Below are 23,464 nucleotides of genomic sequence, written 5' to 3'. Positions count from 1 at the left end.
AAACTCGTCAATCCTTCAAAATCTTGTCGTCTGCCACCGGCTTTTCGGCCCGGTCGGCATTCTCGCGCACAGCAACGGGTGCGTCGGCTTCAGCGGCTTCGGCAACGGGATCATCGCCCAGAAAATGCATCAGGCGCTCCAGCACCTGGTTGACCCGCCCGGCCGCCCTGTCGTCAGCCAGCGCGAGGTGGACGACATTGTCGCGGCCCAATGCCACAGACAGAGCCATCCGGTCCAGAGGCAAGGTGACGCCTTGTTGCCCGGTCCCTTCGGCATCGCGGCCAACCCGCCATGCCTGGTCGAGCTTGCGGCTGCCGTCGGCGCTGGCATCGCTGGCATGGAGCAGCAGGCTGATCATGCCAGCCCGGGCCTGTTCAGCAATCCGGTCTGACCCCATCACCACGTGCCCGGCGCGCAATTCCAGGCCGAGCCGGTCCAGGAAAGCGCGGGTCAATGCCGCTTCGATCCGCTCAGGCAGGTCATCGGGCACGGTCAGCGCCGCGCCCTTGAATGCCCGCGCCAGCGCACCGGGCAGCTTGCCCCCACCTTTGCCCGCTTTCATCGCGGCCTCGAGCTCGCGCCGGGAGACGCCGAGCCAGGCCCCCCGCCCGGGCGCCTTTGCCAGCGGGTCGGGCAGGACCAGGCCGTCCGGCGAAATGGCCAGCCGCAGCAGCGCCTGGCGAGAGCCATGCTCTCCGGTCAGGACACACTTTCTCTCCGGATCAGCCGGGGCTGATCCGCGCTGTCCGGGCTGCGTGCGCCCGTCAGTGCTGGCGGAACCTAGCGGCTCATTGTGAGGAATCCGCATCGGCGGCCTCCTCGGTTGCTGGTCCGGATTCCGGCTCAGCTGTTGGCGCGGCAACCGCTGCCGGCTCTTCATCCTCGAACCAGTGCGCGCGGGCTGCCATGATGATCTCGTTGCCCTGTTCTTCGCTGAGGCCATATTCGCCCAGCACGCCGCCCTTGTCCTGCTCGCGCGGAGCCGGGCGCCGCATCGGCGGGCCTTCGGCGGGGTTGTTGCGGCGGCGGGGAGCCTCGCGCTTCTTGGCGATGAGTTCGTCAGTGGCGAGATCGGCCAGGTCGTCGAGCGTCTTGATGCCCGCCTTGCCCAGCGTGACCAGCATCTGCTCGGTCAGGTGCGGCAATTCGGCGAGGCCGTCTTCCACGCCAAGCGCCTGGCGCTCTTCGCGGGCGGAGGCCTCATGGCGCTCCAGCGCTTCGGCGGCACGGGTTTGAAGTTCCTCGGCCAGTTCCTCGTCAAATCCTTCGATCGCCGCCAGTTCGGCCACGTCGATATAGGCCACTTCGACCAGTTCGGCGAAGCCTTCAGCGACCAGCAGCTGGCTGAGCGTTTCGTCAACGTCGAGTTCTTCCTCGAACATCTTCGACCGCTCGGCGAATTCCTTCGACCGCTTTTCCGAGGCTTCTTCCTCGGTCATGATGTCGATCTGGTGGCCGGTCAGCTGGCTGGCAAGGCGCACGTTCTGGCCGCGGCGACCGATGGCGAGGCTGAGCTGGTCGTCCGGCACCACCACTTCGATCCGCCCCTCGTCCTCGTCGAGCACGACGCGGGCGACAGTGGCAGGCTGGAGGGCGTTGACCACAAACGTTGCGGTGTCTTCGCTCCAGGGGATGATGTCGATCTTTTCGCCCTGCAGTTCCTGCACCACCGCCTGAACACGGCTGCCCTTCATGCCGACGCAGGCGCCAACCGGGTCGATGCTGGAATCGCGGCTGATCACGCCGATCTTGGCACGGCTGCCCGGATCGCGGGCTGCGGCCTTGATTTCGATGATGCCGTCATAGATCTCGGGCACTTCCTGCGCGAACAGCTTCTTCATGAATTCCGGATGCGCCCGGCTGAGGAAGATCTGCGGGCCGCGGTTGTTGCGTTCCACCTTGGTGATCAGCGCGCGGACGCGCTCTCCGGTCCGGGCCGCTTCGCGCGGGATCTGCTGGTCACGGCGGATCACGCCTTCCGCACGGCCGAGGTTGACGATAACGTGGCCGAATTCGACCGACTTGATCACCCCGGTGATGACTTCGCCCTGGCGATCCTTGAACTCTTCGAACTGGCGCTCGCGCTCGGCATCGCGGACCTTCTGGAAGATCACCTGCTTGGCGCTCTGCGCGTCGATCCGGCCCAGGTCCACCGGCGGCAGCGGATCGACGATGAAGTCACCCAAGGTGGCGCCGGGCTGAAGCTTCTGCGCCTGCTCGACCGAAATCTGCTTGAAGTAGTCTTCGACGTCCTCGACCACTTCGACCACGCGCCACAGGCTGAGATCGCCCGTCAGCGGATCGAGCTTGGCGCGAATGTCGTTCTCGGCACCGTAACGCGAACGGGCGGCCTTCTGGATCGCCTCTTCCATCGCTTCGATGACGATCGCCTTGTCGATCATCTTTTCCGTGGCAACCGAGGTCGCAATCGCGAGCAGCTCGGCCTTGTTGGCGGAAATTGCACTGGCCATCAGTCGTCAGCCTTCTCTTCGTCGTCGGTTTCTACAATGTCCTCGACCCCGGTGGTGTCGATCGGTCTGGTCGCGGCAATCAGCGCGTCGGTAAGGACGAGCTGGGCCGAATGAATCTGTGCCAGCGGCACGGTGATGGCACCAGCCTTGCGGTCGGTGATCATGACAGCATCACCCTCGATGCCCTCGAGATTGCCGCGCAAGGACCGCTGCCCGTCCCATGCCTTGTCCATGGCGATCCGGGTTTCGTGACCCGCCCAGCGGGCAAAATCCTGCGGACGGGTCAGCGGGCGGTCAATGCCGGGGCTGGACACCTCGAGGTGATAAGCACCTTCGATCAGCACTTCGCCCGCTTCCTCGGCCGCGTCGATCACGTCGGAGACGCGGCGGCTCAGGGCCGCGCACTGGTCGATGACCAACTGGCCGGTGGCCGGATCTTCCGCCATGATCTGCAGCGCCATGCCGCCGTCACCGGCTTCCGAGGGCATCATCTTCACGCGCACGAGATCAAACCCGAGCGCATTCGCTTCCGGTTCGATCAATTGGGCAAGGCGCGCGATATCGGCCACTCGGTCTTTCCGTTCAGGTGCATTGCCGCAAAGGCGAGCGGTGCCGGCCCCGTATGGCGCCAGCCCCTCTTCTGCCATCGACAATGTCGGGATGAGCGCCAGATAGGCGCGTGGCCCTTCCGATGCAAGCGCTAGTTTGCGTCGGCAGGAGCGCTGGAACCGACTTAGCCCGGGGTTGCCAGATGGGAGATCACGATCATCGTCACCACCGCCGCAATGATAGCATATCCACGCACGCGGCCATGGCGCAGATCGCCCATCAGCTGGCGCATCCGATCCGCCTGGGCCCGGCCACTCGATCGTGCCAGCGGCCAGACCAGCAGCATGAGGACCGGAACGGCCACCAACGCCGCCCAGGGAGGGAGACTATCCATGTGCCAGGTGGCTCAGGCCCATGCGGTCAGGGCTTGCAGAAGTTCTCGGCCTGGCGGTCCATCTCGTCCAGCCGGGCAGCATCGCGGTCAGCCGTGCCCTGGTCAATGGCCTGGTCCCATGCTTCCTGCGCCATCTGGGTGAAGCGTTCGCACTGGTCCCGCCTGACTTCGGCCTGCGTGGCCGCAACCTGCTGGTTGATGCTCTGCCCGCCGAGCGAATCCATCGGCTGATTCATGGCGTCCTCGACATTGCGGGGAGCAGACACGCTGTATGCGACAGCTGCCGCAATCCACGCCGTGGCGGCAAGCCCTACCAGTCCCTTGATGATATTCATGCCAAGCTCCCCTGCATATCGCGGGCGAGAATAGCGGGAAAATGGTTAAATTCTTCTGAGCGTTACTCGCTGAGACCGTGCTTTTTGATGCAGTGGCGCAGCTGATCGTAACTGAGGCCGAGCGCCCTGGCGGTCTGGCGCTGGTTCCAGCGGTGCTTGCCCAGAGCATGCTCGAGGATGGTGCGTTCATGTGCGTCGACCGCGGCGCGCAGGTCACCAATGCTGTCGAGCTCGGTCGGGGCAGGCATGGATGGTGCGGCCGGGGCCGCGCCATCGCGCCGGGCCTCGGGCGTGCGGGCCACAGGCGTAAGCGGCTTCCACGGGGAATCGAACGGATCGAACTGGACATGGGCAATCGGCTCGTCCCAGTCATCCCAGCGGTAGACCGCGCGCTCGATCACATTGCGCAGCTCGCGCACATTGCCGGGCCAGGGGTATTCGTCGAGCTGCCGGGCGACGTGCGGGGCAAATCCGGGCCAACCCTGCCAGCCCAGTTCCGCCGCCATGCGCCGTCCGAAATGGTCGGCCAGCACCTCTACGTCCCCCTCGCGCACCCGCAGCGGCGGCAAGGTGATGACCTCGAAGCTGAGCCGGTCGAGCAGATCGGGCCGGAACTCACCCCGCTCGGCCTTGGCGGGAAGGTCCTCGTTGGTGGCCGCGACGATCCGGACATCGACCCGCATCGCACGATTGGAGCCGATCCGCGTCACTTCACCATATTCGACCGCGCGCAGGAGCCGTTCCTGCGCGGCCATGCTCAGCGTGCCCAGTTCGTCGAGAAACAGGGTGCCTTTGTCGGCTTCCTCGAACCGCCCGGCGCGGGTTCTGGTAGCTCCGGTGAAAGCGCCCGCCTCGTGCCCGAACAGTTCGGCTTCGATCAGCGTTTCGGGCAGCGCGGCGCAGTTCATGGTGACCAGGGGTTCACCCCAGCGGGAAGAGAGGCGATGCAGACGTTCGGCGATCAGTTCCTTGCCCGTCCCGCGCTCGCCGATCACCAGCACCGGGCGCCCCATGGGCGCGGCGCGGCTGGCCCGCTCGACCGCATCGAGGAAAGCCCCCGACTGCCCGATAAAGTGCTGTGCCCGCTCCATAACCAAGGCATAGGAAATTTTCCCGATAGTTGGCAATATGCGCCCGCATGTCGTTCGTCGAAAACCTCCAAAACGGCGGATTTGCGTGCCTCTTCCGGTTTGGCACGCTGCTTGCTGATAGGTGAACAAGACGCTGAGCCCCACGCTGAACACCACAGCGGGCAGCACCGATCAGGAGGTTTTGACCATGTATGACAGCCGCTTCTTCCAGTCCAAGCTGGGTCAGGCCGCAATCGCCAGCGTAGCCGCGATGGCCGCGTTCGTGGCCCTCAGCAGCCAGATCCAGGCGAGCCCGGCGCTGGCCGCCACGATCCACTGCGAAACGGTCGAGCTGGCATGACCCGCCCGATCGATCATGACCCCCTCGGGCCGGAGCGGAGCCCCCCGTCTTCGGATGGCGCTTCGGCCCGTTCCCCCCGCGCCTCCCGGCTTGACGACGAGGTCGAACGGCTGCGCCGCAGTCCGACGCCGACCCAGCAGGGCGAACGGCGCGATCGCGGCCAGCGCGATCCCTTCCCCGATTTTTCGTTCAACGGAGTACCCTTGATGGGCATTTTCAGCCGCACCCGTGACATCATCGCCGCCAACTTCACCGACATGCTCGACAAGGCCGATGATCCGGCCAAGATGATCCGGATGATCATCCTCGAGATGGAGGAAACACTGGTCGAAGTGCGCGCCAGTGCCGCCCGGACGATTGCCGACCAGAAGGAAATGCACCGCCACACGGTCAAGCTCGACCGGCTCCAGGCAGACTGGGCCGAAAAGGCCCAGCTGGCACTGAGCAAGGACCGCGAGGACCTGGCCCGCGCTGCCCTGGTGGAAAAGAAGAAGGCGGCCGATATGGCCGACCAGCTCAAGGCGGAAATCGCCGTGCTCGACGATGCGCTGCGCGCCTACGAGCAGGACATCGCCAAGCTGCAGAACCGCCTGCGCGAGGCCCGCAGCCGCCAGACCGCCATCGCTGCCCGGCTCGAAAGCGCGGAAAACCGCGTCAAGCTGCGCAGCCTGATGACCAACGAGCGGGTGGACGAGGCGCTGACCCGGTTCGACCAGCTCGAACGGCGGGTCGATTACGCCGAAGGCCGCGCCGAGGCCCTGTCGATTGCTGACGGTTCGGGCAAGCCGAGCTTGTCGGACGAGATTGCCGCGCTCGAAAGCGCCGACAAGATCGATGACGAACTGGAACAGATGAAGCGCGCGCTGGGCCTCAGCGACGACGCCAAGAAAGGGGAATAAGCCATGGAAGAGGTCATGCTCGCCCTGGTGATCTGCGTCGGCCTGCCGTGGGTCGTGCTGCACTACATCACCAAGTGGAAGACCGCCGCCACCATCACCACCGATGACGAGGTGCTGCTGGATGAGCTCTACAACCTGGCCAAGCGCCTCGACGAGCGGATGGACACGGTCGAGCGGCTGGTCGCCGCCGACAACTCCGATTTCCGCCCGGCCCGGCTCGTCCACGACCAGGAAGCCGACAACCAGCAGCTGCGCGAACTCGACCGCCTGCTCGCCGAAGCCAAGGGAGGCAAGAAATGACCAGCCCGCGCACCACGCTCTACAAGGATCCCTTCAACCGCAAGATCATGGGGGTCTGCGCCGGGATTGCCGATTATACCGGGGTCAACGCGCTCTGGGTCCGCCTCGGGGCAATTGCCCTGACCGTGATGGGCGCAGCGCCCCTGATCATCCCGGGTTATTTCATCGCCGGCCTGCTGCTGAACAAGAAGCCGGCCCACCTCTATGTCGACCCGGAAGAGCAGAAGTACTGGCAGGGCGTGCGCCAGAGCCCGAAGCGGACCGCGCGCGAAATCCGCAGCCGGATGCGCGACATCGACCGCCGCCTGGCCGACGTCGAAACCTATTACGTCAGCAGCAACCCGCGCCTGAACGCCGAAATCGAGCGGCTGCGCTGATCTGCAAATCGAGAAAGGGAATTACCAATGGAAGGCATAATTGCCCTGATGATCCCGATCATCGCGCTGTCGATCCCGATCGTGGCGATCTGGACCAAGCACCAGCAGAAAATTGCGGAAATGCAGATCAGCAAGACCGCCGAGCACACCGCTGAAAAGGCCGCCCAGTACGCCAGCAAGATGCAGGCGCTGGAAGACCGGGTGCGGGTGCTGGAACGCATCGTCACCGACGGCGGCTATGATGTTGCCACCCAGATCGAGGCCCTGCGCGATACCCGCCGGGTCGATGAGGCTGGCGCCGGTGTGCCGCTCGGCCTTCACAGCAAGGAGCGCGTGTGATGGAATTCGCCCAGATCGCGCCTTACCTCGGCTGGCTCATCAGCGCCGGTTTCCTGCTCGGTGCGGGCGGCATTTTCGCCACGGTCCACACCACCCGGATGAAGATCAAGAACGGTTATCCGCTGGAAGGCATGTGGGGCCAGTCGCTGAAGCCCGGCATGACCAGCGAAGCCCAGCAGCGCGTCACCCTGCTCACCCAGGAAAACGCGCAGCTGCGTGCTGAACTGGGCAGCCTGAAGGACCGGCTCGCCAATGTCGAACGGATCGTCACCGATGGCGGCTTCCACCTGACGCACGAGATCGAGAAGCTCCGCGGAGAGGGGAAAGTCCAATGAGCTTCTGGACCGCCATGGTGATCATTGCGGCGATCATCGGCTTCGTCGAGCTCCAGAAGTCTCGCAATGCCAGCCGCACAGCCCGCAGCGAGACAGGGCCAGCCGCCCTGCCGGACGACAGCGAGATGCGCCGCGAACTCACCGATCTGCGCGAGCGGATCAAGGTGCTGGAACAGATCACGGTCGAGGGCCGCGAGGCCCGGGCCATTGCCGAGGAGATCGAGCGGCTGCGCGACCGGTAAGGCGCCAGGGCTCGAGGAGGAAGGGAGCAGTGCACATGAGCGAACCGGTCATTTTCGCCGCCACTTCGCTGCTGGGGATCACCATCGTCGTTATTGCCATGCTGCAGGGCTGGCAGGGCTGGCTGCGCTACAAGGAGCGCGAGCTGGAACGGGCGGTCGGTCCGCAGCGCGAACTTGAAGGCGGCTCGGCCGTCGGCGCGGCGCGGATCGAGCTGGCTGACCTCAAGGAACGCATCCGCAAGCTGGAAGCCATCGCCAGCGGAGTGGACCTGTGAGCGCCGCGCGCGACACCGCCACCCAGGCCGGGATCGGCCTCGGCAGCGCGATTGCAGTGGCGATCAGCTGGAGCCTGCACCAGTCGATCATCTGGGCCATCATCCACGGCTTCTTCGGCTGGTTCTACGTGATTTACCATGCCTTCACGCGGCCCGGCGGGCTGTCCGGCTGACGATTGCCCCTTTCGCCGCGCGCACGGCATCCCTACCTGCGCAGCTATGCGCACACTGGATGACATCCTCGAAGAGTACGAGTTCCTCGATGGCGACGAACGCTATCGCCTGCTGATCGAGCTCGGCCGCGAGCTGGAGCCGATGCCCGACGCGCTCAAGACCGATGCCACGCTGGTGCGCGGCTGTTCGGCCAGTGTCTGGGTCTATCCCACCGGCGAGCCTGGGCAGCTCCACTTCCTGGCTGACAGCAATGCCGCGATCACCAAGGGCATCGTCGCGCTGGTGATAGCAGCGGTTCAGGATCGCCCGGCTAACGCCGTCGCCGATATGGACGTAACCGCCGCCCTCGCCCCGTTCGACCTTAAGAACCAGCTTTCCTCCAACCGGACGCAAGGCGTGCCCAATATGATCGCGCTGGTGCGCGAACACGCAGCCCGCATCGCGGCCGCCTGAGATGCGGCCGCTCTACACCGCCGGGGGGTTCACCGCGCTGGGGCTCGCGGCGGTCGGGGCTTTCCTGCCGATCATGCCGACCGTGCCGTTCCTGCTGGTAGCGGTGTTCTGCTTTGCCCGCAGCAACCCGGCGTGGGAGCAGAAGATCCTCGGCCACCCGCACTGGGGGCCGCAGGTGCGCGACTGGCGCGAGCGGCGCGCGATCAACCGCCGGGCCAAGGTCATGGCAATCGGCGCGATGAGCGTGGGCGCCGTGTTCACCTGGTTCACCCTCGGCCATCCGTGGGTGTGGATTTCGGTGACGATCCTGGTGCTGTGCGGCGGCTGGATCGCCACGCGCAACGAGTAGTCAGTCGACCGCCGCCTCGCGAACCACGGCCACGCCGGCCTCGCGCTGCAGCTTCAGTTCCTGCTTCAGCCGGGCCGGATCGCGCGCGAACAGGAAGCCGAAGCTGACCCCGCCTTCCTTGCCGATGGTCGCATGGTGCAGCTTGTGCGCCTGGACCAGCCGCTTGGCATAGCCGCGCTTGGGCACCCAGCGGAAATAGCGCTGATGGACCAGGCCATCGTGCACCAGCGTGTAGATTATCCCGTAGAACAGAATGCCCAGGCCAACCCACGTGCCCGGCAGCCATGCGCTCTCGCCCAGCACCAGCGGGCTGCCCACGGCGAACATCGAAATGCTCATTACTGCGCCGACTACGCCGTAGAGGTCGTTCTTTTCCAGCAGGTTGTCATGCGGCTCGTGATGATCGCGGTGCCAGCCCCAGCCCCAGCCGTGCATGATGTACTTGTGGCTGCTCCACGCGACCACTTCCATCGCCAGCACGGTGGCGACAACAATCAGCGCAGGAATCAACCAGTCAGACATGGCCGGGATATAGGTTACTTCTCGGGCGGAAAAAAGAACGCGCGCAAGTGATCCCCGATCCGGGCCGGGCGCAGGGTTTCCGCGTCGATGCAGCACCAGGCGCTGCGGACTTCGGCCAGCACTTCCTCACCCCGGTGGATCACGGTGTGGTAGAAAGCACGAGCGCCCTGGAACTGTTCCAGCACGGTGCGGGCGATCACCGCATCGTCAAGGAATGCAGGCTTACGATAGGTGATTTCGTGCTTGAGCGCGACCCAGGCCTTGCTTGCCACGTCTTCGGCCGGAGCAATGCCGCGCCAGTGCGCCAGCACGGCATCCTGCACCCAGCCCAGGTAACGGGCATTGTTGACGTGGCCCATGAAGTCGATGTCTTCGGGGAGGACCTTGATCGGGAATGTGAAGGGGGCAGCGGGGGCGTTTGTTGACATGCTTGTCAGTTAGCAGACCATGGTTGCATTATCATTGTAATTCGCGCTTCCGGCGGCGATTTTTTCGCCGGGCCGGTCCGGGGGCGCGGTGGGGCGATCCCGCGGTCAGTTCCGGCCTCCACCGCTACGGTCCGGTCTTGAGCGCGGCCAAGTTTTCCCATCTTGCCCGCGCTGCCCTGCCGCCCTAGCCCCGCAGCATGGCCAGTCGCCCCCGCACCCTTTACGAGAAAATCTGGGACGCCCACGTCGTGGAAACCCGCGATGATGGCACCAGCCTGGTCTATATCGACCGCCACCTGGTTCACGAGGTGACCAGCCCACAGGCTTTCGAGGCGCTGCGGCTGACGGGGCGCACCGTGCGGCGGCCTGACCTCACGCTCGCCGTGCCCGATCACAACCTGCCGACCACGGCCCGGCGCGATTCCGCCGGCCAGCGCATCCCGATTGCCGACCCGCAGAGCGCAGCCCAGCTTGCCGCGCTGGAAGAGAATGCACCCGCGTTCGGCATCCGCTATATCGGTGATGCCGATGCCGAGCAGGGAATTGTCCACGTGGTCGGCCCCGAACAGGGCTTCTCGCTCCCTGGCGCTACCATTGTCTGCGGCGACAGCCACACCGCCAGCCACGGCGGCCTGGGCGCACTCGCTTTCGGGATCGGCACCAGCGAAGTGGAGCACGTGCTCGCTACCCAGACCCTGCTGCTGACCCGCTCGAAATCGATGGAAGTGCGGGTTGAGGGCGAACTCGGCCCCGGCGTCACGCCGAAAGACCTGATCCTCCACGTGATCGGCGTTATCGGCGCGGCTGGCGGCACCGGCTATGTCATCGAATACCGTGGCCGCGTGTTCGAGACGATGAGCATCGAGGGCCGCCTGACCGTCTGCAACATGAGCATCGAGGCAGGTGCCCGGGCTGGCCTCGTTGCGCCTGACGACCTGACCTTCGCCTATCTCAAGGGCCGCCCTTTCGCGCCCAAGGGAGCGGAGTGGGACGCGGCCGTTGATTGGTGGCGCAGCCTCGCCACCGAAGATGGCGCCCTGTTCGACAAGAGCGTGGTGATCAACGCCGCCGATATTGCCCCCAGCGTAACCTGGGGCACCAGCCCGGAAGACGTGCTGCCGATTACCGGCACGGTCCCGGCGCCTGAAACGTTCGCCGACCCATCCAAGCAGGAAGCGGCCCGCAAGAGCCTCGCCTACATGGGCCTCGAACCCGGCACGCGGCTGACCGACATTGCAATCGAGAACGTGTTCATCGGCAGTTGCACCAACAGCCGGATCGAGGACCTGCGCGCTGCCGCTGCCGTGCTGCGCGGCCGGACCAAGGCTCCGGGCGTACGCTGGGCCATCGTTGTCCCCGGATCGGGCCTGGTCAAGCGTCAGGCCGAGGACGAAGGGCTGGACAAGGTGTTCACCGCCGCCGGGTTCGAATGGCGCGAGCCGGGCTGTTCCGCCTGCCTCGGCATGAACCCGGACAAAGTGCCGCCGGGCGAACGCTGCGCCTCCACCAGCAATCGCAACTTCGTCGGCCGCCAGGGGCCCGGCGCGCGGACCCATCTGGTCAGCCCCGCGATGGCCGCCGCAGCAGCGGTCACCGGTCGCCTCGCCGACGTGCGCGAACTGGTTGACGGGGGCGCTTGAAGCACCCTCTTGCCACAACAGGCGACAGACACCATGAGTAGCCGATGACCAAGAAAATCACCGGAAAGGCCGCCATGGGTGCGGCTGCCGTCGGCTCCGCCGCTATCGCTGCTGCGCTGCTCTACGCCTCGCGCCGCAGGGACAAGAAGAACACGCCGACCCAGCCCGGCCCGATCCCCTCGGGCGAGCCGCCGGAGACCGATTGATGAAGGCACTGACCTGCGTCGAAGGGCGCGCAATTCCCTTTGGCGCGAAGAACGTCGATACCGACGTGATCATTCCGGCCGAATGGCTCAAGACGATCACCCGTGAAGGGCTCGGGCGCGGGGCGTTCCAGACCGTGCGGGCCCAGCCGGGCAATGTGTTCGACGATCCCGAATATGCCGGCGCGCCGATCCTGATTGCCGGCGACAACTTCGGCTGCGGATCGAGCCGCGAACACGCAGCCTGGGCGCTGCTCGACCTCGGCATCACCGCCGTGATTGCACCCAGCTTTTCGGACATCTTTTCCGGGAACGCATTCAAGAACGGCATCCTCACCGTGGTGCTGCCGCAGGAGCAGGTTGACCGGCTGCTGGAGGTTGCCCGCGAGCAGCCGATCCAAATCGATCTCGAAAGCCAGACCGTTACCACGCCGTTCCAGGACCGCTTCACTTTTGACATCGACCCGTTCCGCAAGGAATGCCTGCTGGGTGGACTTGATGAAGTCGGCCTGACCATGGCCCGGGACGAATCCATTACCCGCCACGAGCAGAGCCGGACCCGGCACCTGCCCTGGCTGAACAATTTGACGGAGCAAGCTGCATGAAGGCCCTGCGCACCCACGCCACCGGCGGACCGGAAACCCTGGTTCTCGAAGAGATCGACACACCCGAACCCGGTCCCGGCCAGGTGCTGGTGGCGGTCAAGGCCTGCGCGATCAACTATCCCGACACGCTGATGATCCGCGATCTCTACCAGTTCAAGCCTGAGCGGCCCTATGCCCCCGGCGGCGAAATCGCCGGGGTGATCGAGGCGCTGGGCGAAGGCGTGCAAGGCTATCAGATCGGCGACCGGGTGCTGGCCGGGATCGGCAATGGCGGTCTGGCCGAAAAGGTCTGCGTGCCCGCCAACCGCATGTTCGCCATCCCCGAAGGCGTGCCGTTCGAGAAGGCCGCGAGCCTGCTGATGACCTATGGCACCACCATCCACGGCCTGAAGGATCGCGGCCACATCAAGCCGGGCGATACCGTGCTGGTGCTGGGCGCAGCCGGCGGCGTCGGCCTTTCGGCGGTGGAGTTGGCCAAGGCCTTCGGCGCGCGCGTGGTCGCTGCCGTATCCAGCCCGGAAAAGGGTGAAGTGGCACGCAAGGCCGGGGCAGACGAAGTGGTCGTCTATCCGAAAGACATGATGGACCGTGACCAGTCCAAGGCGCTCGCCAGTGCCTTCAAGGCCGCCTGCGGCCCCGATGGCGCCAACATCGTCTATGACATCGTCGGCGGGCAGTATTCCGAACCGGCCCTGCGCGCGATTGCCTGGGAAGGCCGCTTCCTGGTGGTGGGCTTCCCGGCCGGTATCGCCAAGATGCCGCTCAATCTGACGCTGCTGAAGAGCTGCGACATCGCCGGGGTGTTCTGGGGCGCCTTCACCATGCGCGAACCGGCCAAGTTCCACGCGCAGGTGCAGGAACTGTTCGACCTGATGAAGGCGGGCAAGATCGATCCGCTGGTGTCCGAAACCTTCCCGCTGGCGCGCGGTGGCGAAGCGATTGCCCGGCTGGAAAACAGGCAGGCCGTGGGCAAGATCGTGGTTACCATGGATTAGCATGGAATAGGTTGCCCGCCCGCCTGCTCCGCCCTATCTGCACCGGCAAGAGCCACTGCGCCGTAAAGGGGAACCGCATGACCGATTTCAAAGACCGCGAACGGGCCGAAGAAGCCAAGTTTGCCCTCGATGCCGATACTGCTTTCCGCGTCGCCGCGCGCCGCAACCGCCTGCTGGGCGAATGGGCCGCTGGCGAGATGAACCTCACGGCAGAAGAAACCGATTCCTACCGCAAGGCGGTGGTCCAGGCCGATTTCGAGGAAGCGGGTGACGAAGACGTGATCCGCAAGCTGCTGGGTGATCTGACCGCCGCAGGCTGCGACGTCAGCGAAGCCGAAATCCGCGCCAAGTTGGAGGAAAAGGCCGTCGAAGCCCGCCGCCAGCTGATGAGCGAGAGCTGAGGGCCCGGCCATGCCGATGAGCGCCGCCGAGATCGAAAGCGCGATCACCGATGCCCTGCCGGGCGCGGAAGTCACCATGACCGACCTGGCGGGCGATAACGACCACTGGGCCGCACGCGTGGTTGCGCCGCAGTTCGCGGGCAAGAACCGGGTGCAGCAGCACAAGATGGTCTATGATGCGCTCGGCGGGCGGATGGGCGGAGTGCTGCATGCCTTACAACTGACCACCGCCGCACCCACTTCCTGATGCAACATTCATCCTGAGCGGGAGCCAGTCCATGTCCGACGCCAACGCGCGCATTTCATCCATCGTCAACGGCAGCGATGTCGTGCTGTTCATGAAGGGAACACCGCTGTTCCCGCAGTGCGGTTTCTCCAGCAAGGCAGTGGCGATCCTCGACCATTGCGGCGTCGCCTATGAGAGCGTCGATGTGCTGCAGGATCAGGAGATCCGTCAGGGCATCAAGGCCTTTTCCGACTGGCCAACGATCCCGCAACTCTACGTCAAGGGCGAGTTCCTGGGCGGGAGCGACATCATGATGGAAATGTACGAAGCCGGCGAACTGCAGCAGCTGATGCTGGAGAAGGAAGTCGCCCGCGCCTGATGGCGGGCAAACCTTCGCCTGACAGACAAGAAAAAGGCCCGCTGCCGGATCGGCTGCGGGCCTTTTCCTTTCGGGGAGCGGCACCGGGGACCGGGGTGGTGCGCGCTCTTTGAACTTGGACCATCAGAGACGAACACAGCTTTGCACACCGCGTGCCAGTTATGCCAAAGGCACAGATTGGGCGGGTTTCGATGGTTAACGTCTCAGGCAGGCGGCAAGCAGGTGTAAGACAATTCGACAGGCGGCGCATTTTTGCCGCTTGATGCCTGCGCGAGCCGCCGCCACAGTCGGCAGATGAGCACTCCACCCCAGGCCGTCCAGCCGGACGGTATTCCCGCCGCCACTGTTGTCGTGTTCCGCCATGGCCCGGCCGGCGGCCCCCCCGAACTGCTGATGCTGGTCCGTTCACGCAACATGGCTTTTGCCGGCGGGGCAGCGGTGTTCCCGGGCGGACGGGTGGACGAAGCAGACCGGACTTTGGCCCGCACGTTGGGGCACGAGGACGAGGACGAAGCCGCCCACCGCATTGCTGCCGTGCGCGAGACGCTGGAGGAAAGCGGCCTTGCGATCGGCCTGACCGGTCAGATTGACGCCGTCCGCGCGGCCCATGCCCGCATGCTGCTGCTGGAGCAGGGCGAACTGGCGCCGGTCCTCGCGGCAATGGACTGGACGCTCGACCTGGACGCCCTGCTGCCATTCGCCCGCTGGCACCCGATCAACGAGCGCATCCCGCGCGTGTTCGATACCCGGTTCTACCTCGCTGACCTGGGCACCGGCGCAGTCGACGTGACCGTGGACGAGACTGAAAACACCCGCCTTTTCTGGGTTACGGCGCAGCAGGCCCTTGCCCGGGCTGATGCCGGCGAACTGAACGTGATCTTCCCCACCCGCCGCAACCTGGAACGGCTCGCGCGTTTCCCTGACTTCCCCGCCGCCGCGCAGGAATGCGCCGCGATTCCGGTCCGCAAGATTGTCCCGTTCTTCGAGCACCGCGACGGCACACCGTGGATCTGCATTCCGGACGACTGCGGCTATCCGGTCACCGGCGAACCGATCGAAAGCGCGCAGCGGGCCTAGAGTCGCACCAGTGTGAAGCGCACTCGGACCCGCGGGGTCCGCAAGGCCGGAGTCGAAGCCGAAGGTGCAGACGTGCAAAGCACACCTGTACGGCCGCCCGCAGCGAAGGGCGGCAAAGCCGACCCGGAGCGAGGAAATCGCAGGCCCGGAGGGGTCTGCGAACACAAGAATGGCGCGCCCGGCAGGACTCGAACCTGCTACCTCAAGATTAGAAGTCTCGCGCTCTATCCAGATGAGCTACGGGCGCGCGCCGCGCTCGCATTAGCGCGCTTTTCGCGGCCGTCAAAACGCGTTAGGCACGCCCCCCATGGACCAGACCCCGATCCGCGTCGAAACCGGCGCCGGTGCCCCGCGCACGTTCCGCCATTTCGACCTAGTGATGGCGGCCTTCGTCGCCATCCTGCTGCTGTCCAACGTCATCGGTGCGGCCAAGCTGGCCGCCATGCCGGTGCCGTTCTGGCCGGAGGGCTGGTGGCCCGCACCCGATGGCCTGTTCGTATTCGGCGCAGGGATCCTGTTCTTCCCGGTCAGCTATGTGATCGGCGACATCCTGACCGAGGTCTACGGCTACGAGCGGGCCCGCCGCTGCATCTGGACCGGCTTTGCCGCACTGGTGTTCATGGCCTTCATGAGCTGGGCCGTGGTCGCCATGCCCCCGGCCGCCAGCTGGACCGGGCAATCCGCTTACGAAAGCGTGTTCGGCCAGGTGCCGCGGATCGTGCTCGCCTCGATCCTGGCGTTCTGGGCGGGCGAATTCGTCAACGCCTTCGTGCTCGCGCGGATGAAAGTGTGGACGCAGGGCAAGGCACTGTGGAGCCGCACGATCGGATCGACCTTTGTCGGGCAGGCAGTGGACAGCGCGATCTTCTACCCGGTCGCCTTCCTCGGCGTGTGGGAAACCCGCGATGTGATCATCGTGATGGTCACCAACTGGGTGCTCAAGGTCGTGTGGGAAGCAGTGCTGACGCCGGTCACCTATGTGGTGGTGGGGCGTCTCAAGCGGTCAGAGGGCGTGGACCTCTACGACACCGCAACCGATTTCTCGCCATTCGCCCGCAGCGACAGGACTTGAACAACGCAAATAAGAAGGGCCGGGATTTCTCCCGGCCCTTCCCTCCCCCAACTGACCTCGTGGGTCAGAACTTGGCACCCACCGCGAGGCCGTAGCGCCGCGGATCAAGGGTGAAGATGTTGGTGAACAGGCCCGACGAGGCATCGGTCACGTAAAGGCCCGTGGTCGAGTTGCTGTCGAAGATGTTCTGCACGAACCCGCGCACGAACCACTTGTTGTCCGGCCCGTTGAGCTGGATCTGCGCGTTCGCCTGGACGAACGGTTCGATCCGGTTGACGTTGCCATTGAACACGTTGCCGAACTGCTCGCCGGTGAAGGCAAGGTCGAACCGCGGCACCAGGTTCCAGCCGCTGTCGAACTCGTAGGTGTACTGGACACCGACCGAGGCCTTCATTTCCGGCGCCTGGGGCAGCTTGTTGCCCTTCAGGTTGATCTCCACACCCGGGCTCAGCACCTGGATACCGGCCGGCGCATTGGCTTGCAGCGCTGCGCAGATGCCGAACGCCCCGAGCGAGGCGATCCCGCCGTCGGTCGGGAAGGGCGTCGCCCCTCGCAGACCCAGCGTGCTGTTCACTGCACCCACGAAACCGGCTGCCACACCCGGAGCCGGGCCGACCACCGCGCAGTTGGCGCCATTGGTGATGTCCTTGATGATCACCGCGTTCGGGTTGCCACCGCCCGGATCACGCGAGTCGCTGAAGAACTGGTCCCCTGCCACCTGCGCGTTGAGGTAGCTGAAGTTCATGTTGATCAGCCAGGCATCGTCCGGACGGATGATCCCTTCCAGCTCGACCCCCCAGATGTTGGCATCGATCGTATCGTTCACCGCCGTGCGGGCGATGATGCGGCTGAGCTGCAGGTCCTTGTACTTGTAGTAGAAGGCCGTGGCATTCAGCTGCAGTGCGCCATTGGCGAAGGTGTTCTTGCTGCCGATTTCGAAGGCGTCGATCGATTCCGAACCGAAGCTGTCGGGAACGGCGAAGATCGGCTGGAGCGGCGGGTTGATCCCGCCCGATTTGTAGCCGCGCGAGTACGAAGCGTAGAGCAGGTTGTCCGGGGTAATCTCGTAATCGAGCACTGCACGCCCGGTAATCTCGTCAAACCCGACCGAGCGGTTCTGGACGATCTGGTTGCCCGGCGTCCCCGGATCGGCGTCAAACGAACCAACGAACGGCGAAGAAAACGGATCGCCGTCGTTGCTGTAGGGATTGAGGAAGCTCGCCAGCGTCGAACGGGCGGTAATGGATTTCTTGTCGTTGTTGTACCGCAGGCCGCCGGTGAATTTCAGCCGGTCGCTGATGTCGAAATAGACCTCGCCGAACAGCCCGTAGCTCTTGAGCTGGAAGTTCTGCGTGTTGTTGCGGAAGAACGAGGTCGCCAAATAAGATGGCGGCAGGTTGTTGTTCGGATTGGCGTCAACGGCCGTCCCGAACGAGGTGAACGAGCCCAGCAGACCGGTAATGTAGTCGATCGCGAACGCATTCACGAAGTAGCTGTTTTCCAGCACCTTCGAGTCGGCATAGATCCCTCCGACGAGGAAGTTGAACGGCCCGTCAAAGTCGGACGAGATGATCGCTTCTGCCGACCAGCTTTCGTTCTCCTGGTTGGACCGGTCATAGGTCATCGGAACGCTGGAGCAGTTGGAGAACCCCTCGAATGCGCCGCGTCCATCAAGCCGGGTATCGGAGACGCACAGGTCGCCCGCTGGCCCGTTCGGCATGATGCCCTGGGCAAACGGCCCGAAATAGGCGGGCGAGACATTGGCCGCGAAGAACGCCACCTGGTTCAGCGCCGGTTGCATCCGGGTGCGATTGAGCACGCCGAGGTTGTAATCCTGCCGCGAGTCGACGCTGGTTTCCTGGTAAACCCCGGTCAGCGAGACGTTGATCGCACCGAAGCTGTGCTCGAGGTTCGCCTGGAGGATCATCTCGTCGGCGAAGTATTCCGGCGTGAACGCGGTGCTGACCGTGCGGACATCGTCAGGATCGTCGAACCCGGTGTAGCCATCCGGCCCATAGAGGCTGTTCAGGCCGAACCCGGCCGGGAGACCATTGATCCGCAGGAACTCTTCGGATGCGAGCGTGCCGGTGAAGGTCGAATTGGTGTTGGTCTTGTCGGAATCGCGCCGGTTGTTGAGGCAGCCGAGCACGCCGGTCGGGTCGCGCTGGCATTGCTGCTTCTGGATGCGCAGGCGATCATCGTTTTCGCGGAAGTAATAGCCCATCAGGTCGATGGTCGTATCTTCCGTCGGCTCGAACCGCGAATGGCGTACATGTCACGCCCGTCGATGCGGGTGCCGTCGAACAGATTCTTGGTATAGCCATCGCGGTTGAGGTAAAAGCCCGCCAGGCGCACGCCCAGCGTATCGCCGATCGGCAGGTTGATCATGCCCTTGGCACGGATGCTGTCAAAGTTGCCGTATTCGAATTCGCCCGCTGCGCCGAAGCCGGACAGGTCAGGCTTGGCGGAGACGACGTTGACCACGCCCGAGGTGGCGTTGCGCCCGAACAGGGTGCCTTGCGGGCCGCGCAGGACTTCGACCCGCTCAAGGTCGAAATATTCGGTTTCGAACAGGCGGGTGCCGAACAGCGGCGATCCGTTGAGGTGGATCGCGGTCGCGCTGTCGCAGCTCACGCCTACGCACAGGTCACCGATCCCGCGAATGGTGAAGCTGGAGGATGTGAAGTTGCTCTTGGTGAAGGAGACGTTCGGCAGGGTCAGCTGCAGGTCGCTGGCGTTCTCGATCTGCTGCGCTTCCAGCGCTTCGGCCGAGAAGGCGCTGACCGCAATCGGCACTTCCTGCAGGCTTTGCGCCTGTCGCTGGGCCGTGACCACGATTTCCGGCGCGGCCCGGGTGGTGCCTTGCGGTTCGTCCTGTGCATAGGCCGGGAATGCAATCGATGTGGCGGCAACGCCGACCATCAGGGTAGCTTTAACCCTCATTAATCCTCTCCTCATTGGCGCCGTCTTTTGCGGCTGCTCTGGGAGCGCAGGCTAAATCAATTAGGACGATAATGGCAATAGGGTTGCGCGATGCCATTGCGCGGCGTTCCGAACATTTCGCGAGCACGACCTTTGTGGCGACAAATCGCCCGTTTCCCCTACGTCGGAATCGCTGCCTTGGGCCGCGTCTGCAGCTGCGCCGGGGAGTTATCCACCCTCCGCCCCGGCCATCTGTGATGTTTATGCACCGACCGGGAGTCGCAATTTTCGCGGTTCTGGCCGGTTCAGTCAGCTACCGCTGAATCATTCCGGGCCAGCCGGAACTCCGGTTTGAGGCCCATCCGGCCAGCGAGCAGCGCAAAATCCTTCTCGTTCGGCGGGCCGAACAGGCTGGCACGGCCTTCGTCGATCTGGAGCACCAGCGTGCCCCCTTCCACCGTCAGGCGGGTGGCCTGGAGCGAGGCGCGCGACCGGCCGCCCAGGCGGCGGCACAGGCGGATGGCCAGGCCCCAGCAGATCGCCGCCTCAAGCCGCTCCTTGCGCGCCAGCGACGTGACCTGCACCGGCAAAGCGCACTGATTGCCGTTCGCGGCGATGGCAGCGGCCATCAGCGCGCGCTCCTCTCCCGTCACGCCGATCCACCGCTTCTGCAGCGCCCAGTCAATGCCGAGGCCAATCCGCAGGTTGGGCTCGACCTGCATCGAGGCTAGCGCGAGGCTGGTCGCGGCAAGGCGCACCCGCTCCGAGCCGGGCCAGCCTGGCGGCATGGCATCGACTGTCCATCCGGCCACTCGGGTGGCGAGGGTGGGCGGGCAGCCGCGCATGTTGGCAAACACCGATATGCCGGCCAGCAACGGGTCCTGCGCCTGCTGCTCGTAAGGCAGCCGGTCGAACAGCAGCCCTTCGCGCAGGCCCCAGGAAGAAAAGACCACCCGCTCAGGCTTCAACCGGTCAAGCAGCGCCTCCAGCAGGGGGCCGGTCAGCGGCAGGCTGTCCGCCCGGCTCGACGACAGGCGCGGGTTGCGGCGCAGGACCTCAGGCGTCATCCCGGCCACCTTGCGGGCGAGGCGCCGGGCATCCTTGCGCGCCAGTTCCAGTCCATGCGGGTCGGTCAGCACGCTGCGCCGCTGGTACAGCGCCTGCACCGCCAGCGCGCGCCAGCTGCCGCCGACCAGGTAGAGCGGACCGGGCAAGGCCTCATTCCAGCCTGCATCACGGATCACCTTCGCCAGCCGCCGCACGGTATCGTCGAAATTCCCTTCGGCATAAGCGGCCAGCCGGAGCGAGCCGAGCGGCAGGCTGACCCCGCGCGCGACTTCGCCGTCGCCAATCCGGACCAGTTCCAGGCTGCCGCCGCCCAGATCGGCCACCGCGCCAATCGCCCCGGGGAAGGCGCCCTGCACGCCCCGGGCCGAAACGCGCGCCTCTTCCTCGCCCGACAGCACGCGCGGGGCCAGCCCGATGGCGCGGACCTGGTCGAGGAAGGCCTCACCATCCACCGCATCGCGCACGGCGGCCGTGGCCACGGTGTCGACGTCGGTAATGCCCAGGTCAGACAGGATCTGCGCCCATCGCCGGAGCCCGCGCATCGCCAGCGCCACTGACTGCGGCGCGAGCTTGCCTTTCTTCATCCCGGCACCCAGCCGAGCCATGACCTTCTCGTTGAACAGGGTATCGGGCGCGCGCAGCGACCCGCCATACAGCACCATGCGGACCGAGTTCGATCCGATGTCGATGATCGCCCGCTGCGGCCGGTTACCGGAGAAGGCCCCGTCGCGGTCAGCCTTGCGTGTGCCCAGCCCAGTCATGTCGCTCCTCTTTTCAGCGCGAGTTTCGGCACCCCTGCCGCCTCAGCCGCCCCGCCCCGGCCTGAAAGCGAGGGGTTGGTCATGAAATAGCGGTGCAGGTTGAACGGGTGCTCGCCCGGCGCCATCCGGCGATAGATCCCATCGGGATCGCATTCCCAGCTCTGTTCGGTATCGAGCAGGTTGGCAACCAGCACCTGCTGCAGGATCTGGTCATGCACGGTGCGGTTGGTGACCGGCAGCATGACCTCGACCCGCCGGTCGAGGTTGCGGCCCATGCCGTCAGCCGACGAAATGAACACCTTGGCCCGCTGCGAAGGCAGGCGGTAGCCAGCCCCGAAGGCCCAGATCCGGCTGTGTTCGAGGAACCGCCCGATGATCGACTTGACCCGGATATTCTCCGACAGTCCGGGCACGCCTGCGCGCAAGGAACAGATCCCGCGGACCACCAGCTGGATATCGACCCCGGCTTCGCTTGCGGCATAAAGCCGGTCGATCAGGCCCTCGTCGGTCAGCGAGTTGAGCTTGGTCCAGATGGCCGCCGGCTTGCCGACGCGGGCGTTGGCAATCTCGGTGTCGATCAGTTCATACAGCTTTTCCCGCAGCGCCAGCGGGGCGATCACCAGCCGCTCGGTCTTGTGCGGCTCGATGTAGCCGGTGACGAAATTGAACAACCGGGCGGCATCACGCCCGAAGGCGGGATCGGCGGTAAAGAAGCTGAGATCGGTGTAGATCCGCGCATTGGTCGGATGATAGTTGCCGGTGCCGAAATGGCAGTAGGTCCGCAAGCGGCCCTCTTCGCGCCGCACCACCAGCGATACCTTGGCGTGGGTCTTCCAGTCGACGAAGCCGTAGATCACCTGGACGCCCGCCCGCTCCAGCTGGCTGGCCCACATCAGGTTCTGCTCCTCGTCGAACCGGGCCTTGATCTCGACCACGGCGGTGACGGACTTGCCCGCTTCGGCCGCCGCAATCAGCGCCGCGATCACCGGGGACTGGTTGCCCGCGCGATAAAGCGTCTGCTTGATGGCCACCACGTCCGGGTCGGCCGCCGCCTGGCGCAGGAAATCGACCACCACCTCGAAGCTCTCGTAGGGGTGGTGGATGACAATATCCTTCGCCCGGATGGCGGAAAAGCAGTCGCCATCATGCTCCATGATCCGCTCGGGATAGCGCGGGGCATAAGGCGGGAACTTGAGGTCGGGCCGGTCTTCCTCGACCACTGCGGCAAGGCCGGCGATCCCGACCAGCCATTCGCTTTCAACCACCAGCGCATCGCGCAGGCCCAACTGTTCGCGGAGTAACTGGGCATCGTCCGGATCGCTCAGATCCTCCAGCTCCAGCTGGATCACCTGCCCCCGGCGGCGACGCTGGATTGCGCTGCGGAAGGTGCGAACCAGATCTTCGGCTTCTTCCTCGATCTCGATATCGCTGTCGCGGATCACCCGGAACACGCAGTCGCCGACAATCGCGAAGCCGGGGAACAGGTGGTCGGCAAAGCGCCGCACCAGGCTTTCAAGGCTGATATAGATCGCGCCTTCCTCTGCTTTGGCGCCTGCTTTGGCACCCACCTTGTCGTCGGGCACGCGGACAAATCGCGGCAAAGCCGGCGGCAGCAGCACCATCGCTTCCATCGCCTCGCCATCGGACTCGCGCTTGAGGGTGAACAGTACCCCCAGCCCGCCATTGGCAACGAACGGAAACGGGTGGGCCGGATCGATCGCCTGCGGGGTCAGCACCGGGGCAACCTCTTCCACGAAATGGCTGCGAAGCCACTCGTAAGCCGGTTGGCCCAGCCGTTCCTCATCCGCCACGTGGATGCCCTGTTCGCCCAGACCAGTGCGCAATTCGGACCAGACCCGGCGCTGATCGCGGTGCAGCGCCATCACCCGCTCGCGGATGGCGGCGAGCTGCTGCGATGGAGTCTGTCCGTCGATCGAAGTGGAGCGGATCTTGCGCTGCATCTGGCCCACCAGGCCGGCAACGCGGATCATCATGAATTCATCAAGGTTGCTGCCGGAAATCGACAGGAAGCGCAGCCGTTCAAGCAGCGGATAGGTCTCGTTCGAGGCTTCGGCCAGAACCCGTTCGTTGAACGCCAGCCAGCTCAGCTCACGGTTGACGTAGCGCACGCTGGCGTCAGCAGGCAGGGCTGTACTGCTGGTTGGCTCTCCACCACTGTCAGGCTGGGTTAGCATGGACCTCGTCGGTTCCGGCTCAGGCCGGTTGGCAGGATGAAATGCGG

The 23,464-nt window shown here is 65.1% G+C and carries 30 protein-coding genes, 1 tRNA gene and 1 pseudogene; 20 read left to right on the top strand and 12 right to left on the bottom strand.

Translation table 11 applies throughout. The annotated features are described in order from the left end of the window. Nucleotides 1-7: 7 nt before the first annotated feature. The 6 genes from U4960_RS05020 to pspF form a co-directional block, all read right to left on the bottom strand. Complete coding sequence (locus tag U4960_RS05020) at nt 8-808, bottom strand: DUF448 domain-containing protein (protein ID WP_324262482.1); 801 nt, start codon at nt 806-808, stop codon at nt 8-10. Beyond that, nucleotides 789-2,471, bottom strand: coding sequence for a transcription termination factor NusA (gene nusA, locus U4960_RS05015; RefSeq protein ID WP_324262481.1), 1,683 nt, complete (start codon nt 2,469-2,471; stop codon nt 789-791). Before nusA ends, U4960_RS05020 begins: the two co-directional genes overlap by 20 nt. Then, nucleotides 2,471-3,040, bottom strand: coding sequence for a ribosome maturation protein RimP (rimP, locus tag U4960_RS05010; RefSeq protein WP_324262480.1), 570 nt, complete (start codon nt 3,038-3,040; stop codon nt 2,471-2,473). The genes nusA and rimP overlap by 1 nt, the downstream gene beginning before the upstream one ends. Before the next feature lie 164 nt (nt 3,041-3,204). After that, a complete protein-coding gene (locus U4960_RS05005) occupies nt 3,205-3,414 on the bottom strand; it encodes a hypothetical protein (protein WP_324262479.1) in 210 nt (69 codons plus the stop codon). Nucleotides 3,415-3,440: 26 nt separating this feature from the next. After that, nucleotides 3,441-3,749 (bottom strand): hypothetical protein, encoded by a 309-nt coding sequence (locus U4960_RS05000; protein WP_324262478.1) that lies wholly within the window; start codon nt 3,747-3,749, stop codon nt 3,441-3,443. A 62-nt stretch (nt 3,750-3,811) separates the two neighbouring features. Then, nucleotides 3,812-4,840: a phage shock protein operon transcriptional activator gene (gene pspF, locus U4960_RS04995; RefSeq protein ID WP_324262477.1), complete on the bottom strand. Its 1,029-nt coding sequence runs from the start codon at nt 4,838-4,840 to the stop codon at nt 3,812-3,814. A 121-nt stretch (nt 4,841-4,961) separates the two neighbouring features. On the opposite strand from pspF, the gene U4960_RS04990 reads away from it, so the two are divergent. From U4960_RS04990 to U4960_RS04940, 11 genes are read left to right on the top strand one after another with little or no spacing between them, the layout of a single operon-like run. Then, nucleotides 4,962-5,180 carry a hypothetical protein gene (locus tag U4960_RS04990; protein WP_324262476.1) on the top strand — a complete coding sequence of 73 codons (219 nt, stop codon included), beginning with the start codon at nt 4,962-4,964 and terminating at the stop codon, nt 5,178-5,180. Next, the gene (gene pspA, locus U4960_RS04985; protein WP_324262475.1) at nt 5,177-6,079 is read left to right on the top strand and encodes a phage shock protein PspA; all 903 of its coding nucleotides are present in this window, start codon (nt 5,177-5,179) and stop codon (nt 6,077-6,079) included. Before U4960_RS04990 ends, pspA begins: the two co-directional genes overlap by 4 nt. Nucleotides 6,080-6,082: 3 nt before the next feature. Next, nucleotides 6,083-6,379 carry an envelope stress response membrane protein PspB gene (pspB, locus tag U4960_RS04980; protein ID WP_324262474.1) on the top strand — a complete coding sequence of 99 codons (297 nt, stop codon included), beginning with the start codon at nt 6,083-6,085 and terminating at the stop codon, nt 6,377-6,379. After that, on the top strand, nt 6,376-6,756 hold the full coding sequence (gene pspC, locus U4960_RS04975) for an envelope stress response membrane protein PspC (protein WP_324262473.1): 381 nt from the start codon (nt 6,376-6,378) through the stop codon (nt 6,754-6,756). Before pspB ends, pspC begins: the two co-directional genes overlap by 4 nt. A 27-nt stretch (nt 6,757-6,783) precedes the next feature. Next, the gene (locus tag U4960_RS04970; RefSeq protein WP_324262472.1) at nt 6,784-7,095 is read left to right on the top strand and encodes a hypothetical protein; all 312 of its coding nucleotides are present in this window, start codon (nt 6,784-6,786) and stop codon (nt 7,093-7,095) included. After that, nucleotides 7,095-7,430: a hypothetical protein gene (locus U4960_RS04965; protein ID WP_324262471.1), complete on the top strand. Its 336-nt coding sequence runs from the start codon at nt 7,095-7,097 to the stop codon at nt 7,428-7,430. The genes U4960_RS04970 and U4960_RS04965 overlap by 1 nt, the downstream gene beginning before the upstream one ends. Next, nucleotides 7,427-7,672, top strand: coding sequence for a hypothetical protein (locus U4960_RS04960; protein ID WP_324262470.1), 246 nt, complete (start codon nt 7,427-7,429; stop codon nt 7,670-7,672). Before U4960_RS04965 ends, U4960_RS04960 begins: the two co-directional genes overlap by 4 nt. Nucleotides 7,673-7,707: 35 nt before the next feature. Further along, nucleotides 7,708-7,947 (top strand): hypothetical protein, encoded by a 240-nt coding sequence (locus U4960_RS04955; RefSeq protein ID WP_324262469.1) that lies wholly within the window; start codon nt 7,708-7,710, stop codon nt 7,945-7,947. Continuing rightward, nucleotides 7,944-8,120 carry a hypothetical protein gene (locus U4960_RS04950; RefSeq protein WP_324262468.1) on the top strand — a complete coding sequence of 59 codons (177 nt, stop codon included), beginning with the start codon at nt 7,944-7,946 and terminating at the stop codon, nt 8,118-8,120. The genes U4960_RS04955 and U4960_RS04950 overlap by 4 nt, the downstream gene beginning before the upstream one ends. A 46-nt stretch (nt 8,121-8,166) precedes the next feature. Then, a complete protein-coding gene (locus tag U4960_RS04945; protein ID WP_324262467.1) occupies nt 8,167-8,574 on the top strand; it encodes a SufE family protein in 408 nt (135 codons plus the stop codon). Nucleotide 8,575: 1 nt separating this feature from the next. After that, nucleotides 8,576-8,923 (top strand): YbaN family protein, encoded by a 348-nt coding sequence (locus tag U4960_RS04940; protein WP_324262466.1) that lies wholly within the window; start codon nt 8,576-8,578, stop codon nt 8,921-8,923. Here U4960_RS04940 and U4960_RS04935 read toward each other — a convergent pair whose 3' ends face one another. Together U4960_RS04935 and U4960_RS04930 are read right to left on the bottom strand one after the other, a co-directional pair. After that, nucleotides 8,924-9,445, bottom strand: a complete 522-nt coding sequence (locus U4960_RS04935; protein WP_324262465.1) for a sterol desaturase family protein — start codon at nt 9,443-9,445, stop codon at nt 8,924-8,926. Between the two features lie 14 nt (nt 9,446-9,459). Next, a complete protein-coding gene (locus U4960_RS04930; protein WP_324262464.1) occupies nt 9,460-9,873 on the bottom strand; it encodes an acyl-CoA thioesterase in 414 nt (137 codons plus the stop codon). A 197-nt stretch (nt 9,874-10,070) separates the two neighbouring features. Between U4960_RS04930 and leuC the strand changes: the two genes are divergently transcribed. The 8 genes from leuC to U4960_RS04890 all read left to right on the top strand — a co-directional run bounded on the left by leuC (nt 10,071) and on the right by U4960_RS04890 (nt 15,399). After that, entirely contained in the window at nt 10,071-11,513 is a 1,443-nt protein-coding gene (gene leuC / locus U4960_RS04925; protein WP_324262463.1) for a 3-isopropylmalate dehydratase large subunit, read from the top strand. A gap of 44 nt (nt 11,514-11,557) precedes the next feature. Next, nucleotides 11,558-11,719 carry an isopropylmalate isomerase gene (locus tag U4960_RS04920; RefSeq protein WP_324262462.1) on the top strand — a complete coding sequence of 54 codons (162 nt, stop codon included), beginning with the start codon at nt 11,558-11,560 and terminating at the stop codon, nt 11,717-11,719. Then, nucleotides 11,719-12,321, top strand: a complete 603-nt coding sequence (gene leuD / locus U4960_RS04915; protein ID WP_324262461.1) for a 3-isopropylmalate dehydratase small subunit — start codon at nt 11,719-11,721, stop codon at nt 12,319-12,321. The genes U4960_RS04920 and leuD overlap by 1 nt, the downstream gene beginning before the upstream one ends. Continuing rightward, nucleotides 12,318-13,316, top strand: a complete 999-nt coding sequence (locus tag U4960_RS04910; RefSeq protein WP_324262460.1) for an NADPH:quinone oxidoreductase family protein — start codon at nt 12,318-12,320, stop codon at nt 13,314-13,316. The genes leuD and U4960_RS04910 overlap by 4 nt, the downstream gene beginning before the upstream one ends. Before the next feature lie 77 nt (nt 13,317-13,393). Further along, nucleotides 13,394-13,717, top strand: a complete 324-nt coding sequence (locus tag U4960_RS04905; protein ID WP_324262459.1) for a DUF1476 domain-containing protein — start codon at nt 13,394-13,396, stop codon at nt 13,715-13,717. A gap of 10 nt (nt 13,718-13,727) precedes the next feature. Beyond that, a complete protein-coding gene (locus U4960_RS04900) occupies nt 13,728-13,964 on the top strand; it encodes a BolA family protein (protein ID WP_324262458.1) in 237 nt (78 codons plus the stop codon). Nucleotides 13,965-13,995: 31 nt separating this feature from the next. Then, the gene (gene grxD / locus U4960_RS04895; RefSeq protein ID WP_324262457.1) at nt 13,996-14,322 is read left to right on the top strand and encodes a Grx4 family monothiol glutaredoxin; all 327 of its coding nucleotides are present in this window, start codon (nt 13,996-13,998) and stop codon (nt 14,320-14,322) included. 294 nt (nt 14,323-14,616) lie between these two features. Further along, nucleotides 14,617-15,399, top strand: coding sequence for an NUDIX hydrolase (locus U4960_RS04890; protein WP_324262456.1), 783 nt, complete (start codon nt 14,617-14,619; stop codon nt 15,397-15,399). A 170-nt stretch (nt 15,400-15,569) separates the two neighbouring features. Here the strand turns inward: U4960_RS04890 and U4960_RS04885 are convergent. Beyond that, nucleotides 15,570-15,646, bottom strand: a tRNA-Arg gene (locus tag U4960_RS04885). A 60-nt stretch (nt 15,647-15,706) separates the two neighbouring features. Here U4960_RS04885 and U4960_RS04880 point away from each other — a divergent pair. Beyond that, the gene (locus U4960_RS04880) at nt 15,707-16,471 is read left to right on the top strand and encodes a queuosine precursor transporter (RefSeq protein WP_324262455.1); all 765 of its coding nucleotides are present in this window, start codon (nt 15,707-15,709) and stop codon (nt 16,469-16,471) included. A 64-nt stretch (nt 16,472-16,535) separates the two neighbouring features. On the opposite strand, the pseudogene U4960_RS04875 reads toward U4960_RS04880, so the two are convergent. The 3 genes and pseudogenes from U4960_RS04875 to U4960_RS04860 all read right to left on the bottom strand — a co-directional run bounded on the left by U4960_RS04875 (nt 16,536) and on the right by U4960_RS04860 (nt 23,417). Next, nucleotides 16,536-19,414 (bottom strand): annotated as a pseudogene (locus U4960_RS04875) (TonB-dependent receptor). Between the two features lie 284 nt (nt 19,415-19,698). Next, nucleotides 19,699-21,222, bottom strand: coding sequence for a Ppx/GppA family phosphatase (locus U4960_RS04865; protein WP_324262452.1), 1,524 nt, complete (start codon nt 21,220-21,222; stop codon nt 19,699-19,701). Then, nucleotides 21,219-23,417 carry an RNA degradosome polyphosphate kinase gene (locus U4960_RS04860; protein ID WP_324262451.1) on the bottom strand — a complete coding sequence of 733 codons (2,199 nt, stop codon included), beginning with the start codon at nt 23,415-23,417 and terminating at the stop codon, nt 21,219-21,221. The genes U4960_RS04865 and U4960_RS04860 overlap by 4 nt, the downstream gene beginning before the upstream one ends. Nucleotides 23,418-23,464 lie beyond the last annotated feature (47 nt).

It is taken from the genome of Altererythrobacter sp. H2 (genome assembly GCF_035319885.1).
In the GTDB taxonomy this organism is placed as follows: domain Bacteria; phylum Pseudomonadota; class Alphaproteobacteria; order Sphingomonadales; family Sphingomonadaceae; genus 34-65-8.
The sequence above is the reverse complement of the archived record's forward strand: the minus strand, read 5'-3'. Positions and strand labels throughout refer to the sequence as shown.

Bases quoted from the DNA above. Each gene is read 5' to 3' on its own strand.
- U4960_RS05020 (WP_324262482.1), bottom strand. From the start codon at position 808: ATGCGGATTCCTCACAATGAGCCGCTAGGTTCCGCCAGCACTGACGGG.
- nusA (WP_324262481.1), bottom strand. From the start codon at position 2,471: ATGGCCAGTGCAATTTCCGCCAACAAGGCCGAGCTGCTCGCGATTGCG.
- U4960_RS05005 (WP_324262479.1), bottom strand. From the start codon at position 3,414: ATGGATAGTCTCCCTCCCTGGGCGGCGTTGGTGGCCGTTCCGGTCCTC.
- U4960_RS05000 (WP_324262478.1), bottom strand. From the start codon at position 3,749: ATGAATATCATCAAGGGACTGGTAGGGCTTGCCGCCACGGCGTGGATT.
- pspF (WP_324262477.1), bottom strand. From the start codon at position 4,840: ATGGAGCGGGCACAGCACTTTATCGGGCAGTCGGGGGCTTTCCTCGAT.
- pspA (WP_324262475.1), top strand. From the start codon at position 5,177: ATGACCCGCCCGATCGATCATGACCCCCTCGGGCCGGAGCGGAGCCCC.
- pspB (WP_324262474.1), top strand. From the start codon at position 6,083: ATGGAAGAGGTCATGCTCGCCCTGGTGATCTGCGTCGGCCTGCCGTGG.
- pspC (WP_324262473.1), top strand. From the start codon at position 6,376: ATGACCAGCCCGCGCACCACGCTCTACAAGGATCCCTTCAACCGCAAG.
- U4960_RS04970 (WP_324262472.1), top strand. From the start codon at position 6,784: ATGGAAGGCATAATTGCCCTGATGATCCCGATCATCGCGCTGTCGATC.
- U4960_RS04965 (WP_324262471.1), top strand. From the start codon at position 7,095: ATGGAATTCGCCCAGATCGCGCCTTACCTCGGCTGGCTCATCAGCGCC.
- U4960_RS04960 (WP_324262470.1), top strand. From the start codon at position 7,427: ATGAGCTTCTGGACCGCCATGGTGATCATTGCGGCGATCATCGGCTTC.
- U4960_RS04955 (WP_324262469.1), top strand. From the start codon at position 7,708: ATGAGCGAACCGGTCATTTTCGCCGCCACTTCGCTGCTGGGGATCACC.
- U4960_RS04945 (WP_324262467.1), top strand. From the start codon at position 8,167: ATGCGCACACTGGATGACATCCTCGAAGAGTACGAGTTCCTCGATGGC.
- U4960_RS04940 (WP_324262466.1), top strand. From the start codon at position 8,576: ATGCGGCCGCTCTACACCGCCGGGGGGTTCACCGCGCTGGGGCTCGCG.
- U4960_RS04935 (WP_324262465.1), bottom strand. From the start codon at position 9,445: ATGTCTGACTGGTTGATTCCTGCGCTGATTGTTGTCGCCACCGTGCTG.
- U4960_RS04930 (WP_324262464.1), bottom strand. From the start codon at position 9,873: ATGTCAACAAACGCCCCCGCTGCCCCCTTCACATTCCCGATCAAGGTC.
- leuC (WP_324262463.1), top strand. From the start codon at position 10,071: ATGGCCAGTCGCCCCCGCACCCTTTACGAGAAAATCTGGGACGCCCAC.
- U4960_RS04920 (WP_324262462.1), top strand. From the start codon at position 11,558: ATGACCAAGAAAATCACCGGAAAGGCCGCCATGGGTGCGGCTGCCGTC.
- leuD (WP_324262461.1), top strand. From the start codon at position 11,719: ATGAAGGCACTGACCTGCGTCGAAGGGCGCGCAATTCCCTTTGGCGCG.
- U4960_RS04910 (WP_324262460.1), top strand. From the start codon at position 12,318: ATGAAGGCCCTGCGCACCCACGCCACCGGCGGACCGGAAACCCTGGTT.
- U4960_RS04905 (WP_324262459.1), top strand. From the start codon at position 13,394: ATGACCGATTTCAAAGACCGCGAACGGGCCGAAGAAGCCAAGTTTGCC.
- U4960_RS04900 (WP_324262458.1), top strand. From the start codon at position 13,728: ATGCCGATGAGCGCCGCCGAGATCGAAAGCGCGATCACCGATGCCCTG.
- grxD (WP_324262457.1), top strand. From the start codon at position 13,996: ATGTCCGACGCCAACGCGCGCATTTCATCCATCGTCAACGGCAGCGAT.
- U4960_RS04890 (WP_324262456.1), top strand. From the start codon at position 14,617: ATGAGCACTCCACCCCAGGCCGTCCAGCCGGACGGTATTCCCGCCGCC.
- U4960_RS04880 (WP_324262455.1), top strand. From the start codon at position 15,707: ATGGACCAGACCCCGATCCGCGTCGAAACCGGCGCCGGTGCCCCGCGC.
- U4960_RS04865 (WP_324262452.1), bottom strand. From the start codon at position 21,222: ATGACTGGGCTGGGCACACGCAAGGCTGACCGCGACGGGGCCTTCTCC.
- U4960_RS04860 (WP_324262451.1), bottom strand. From the start codon at position 23,417: ATGCTAACCCAGCCTGACAGTGGTGGAGAGCCAACCAGCAGTACAGCC.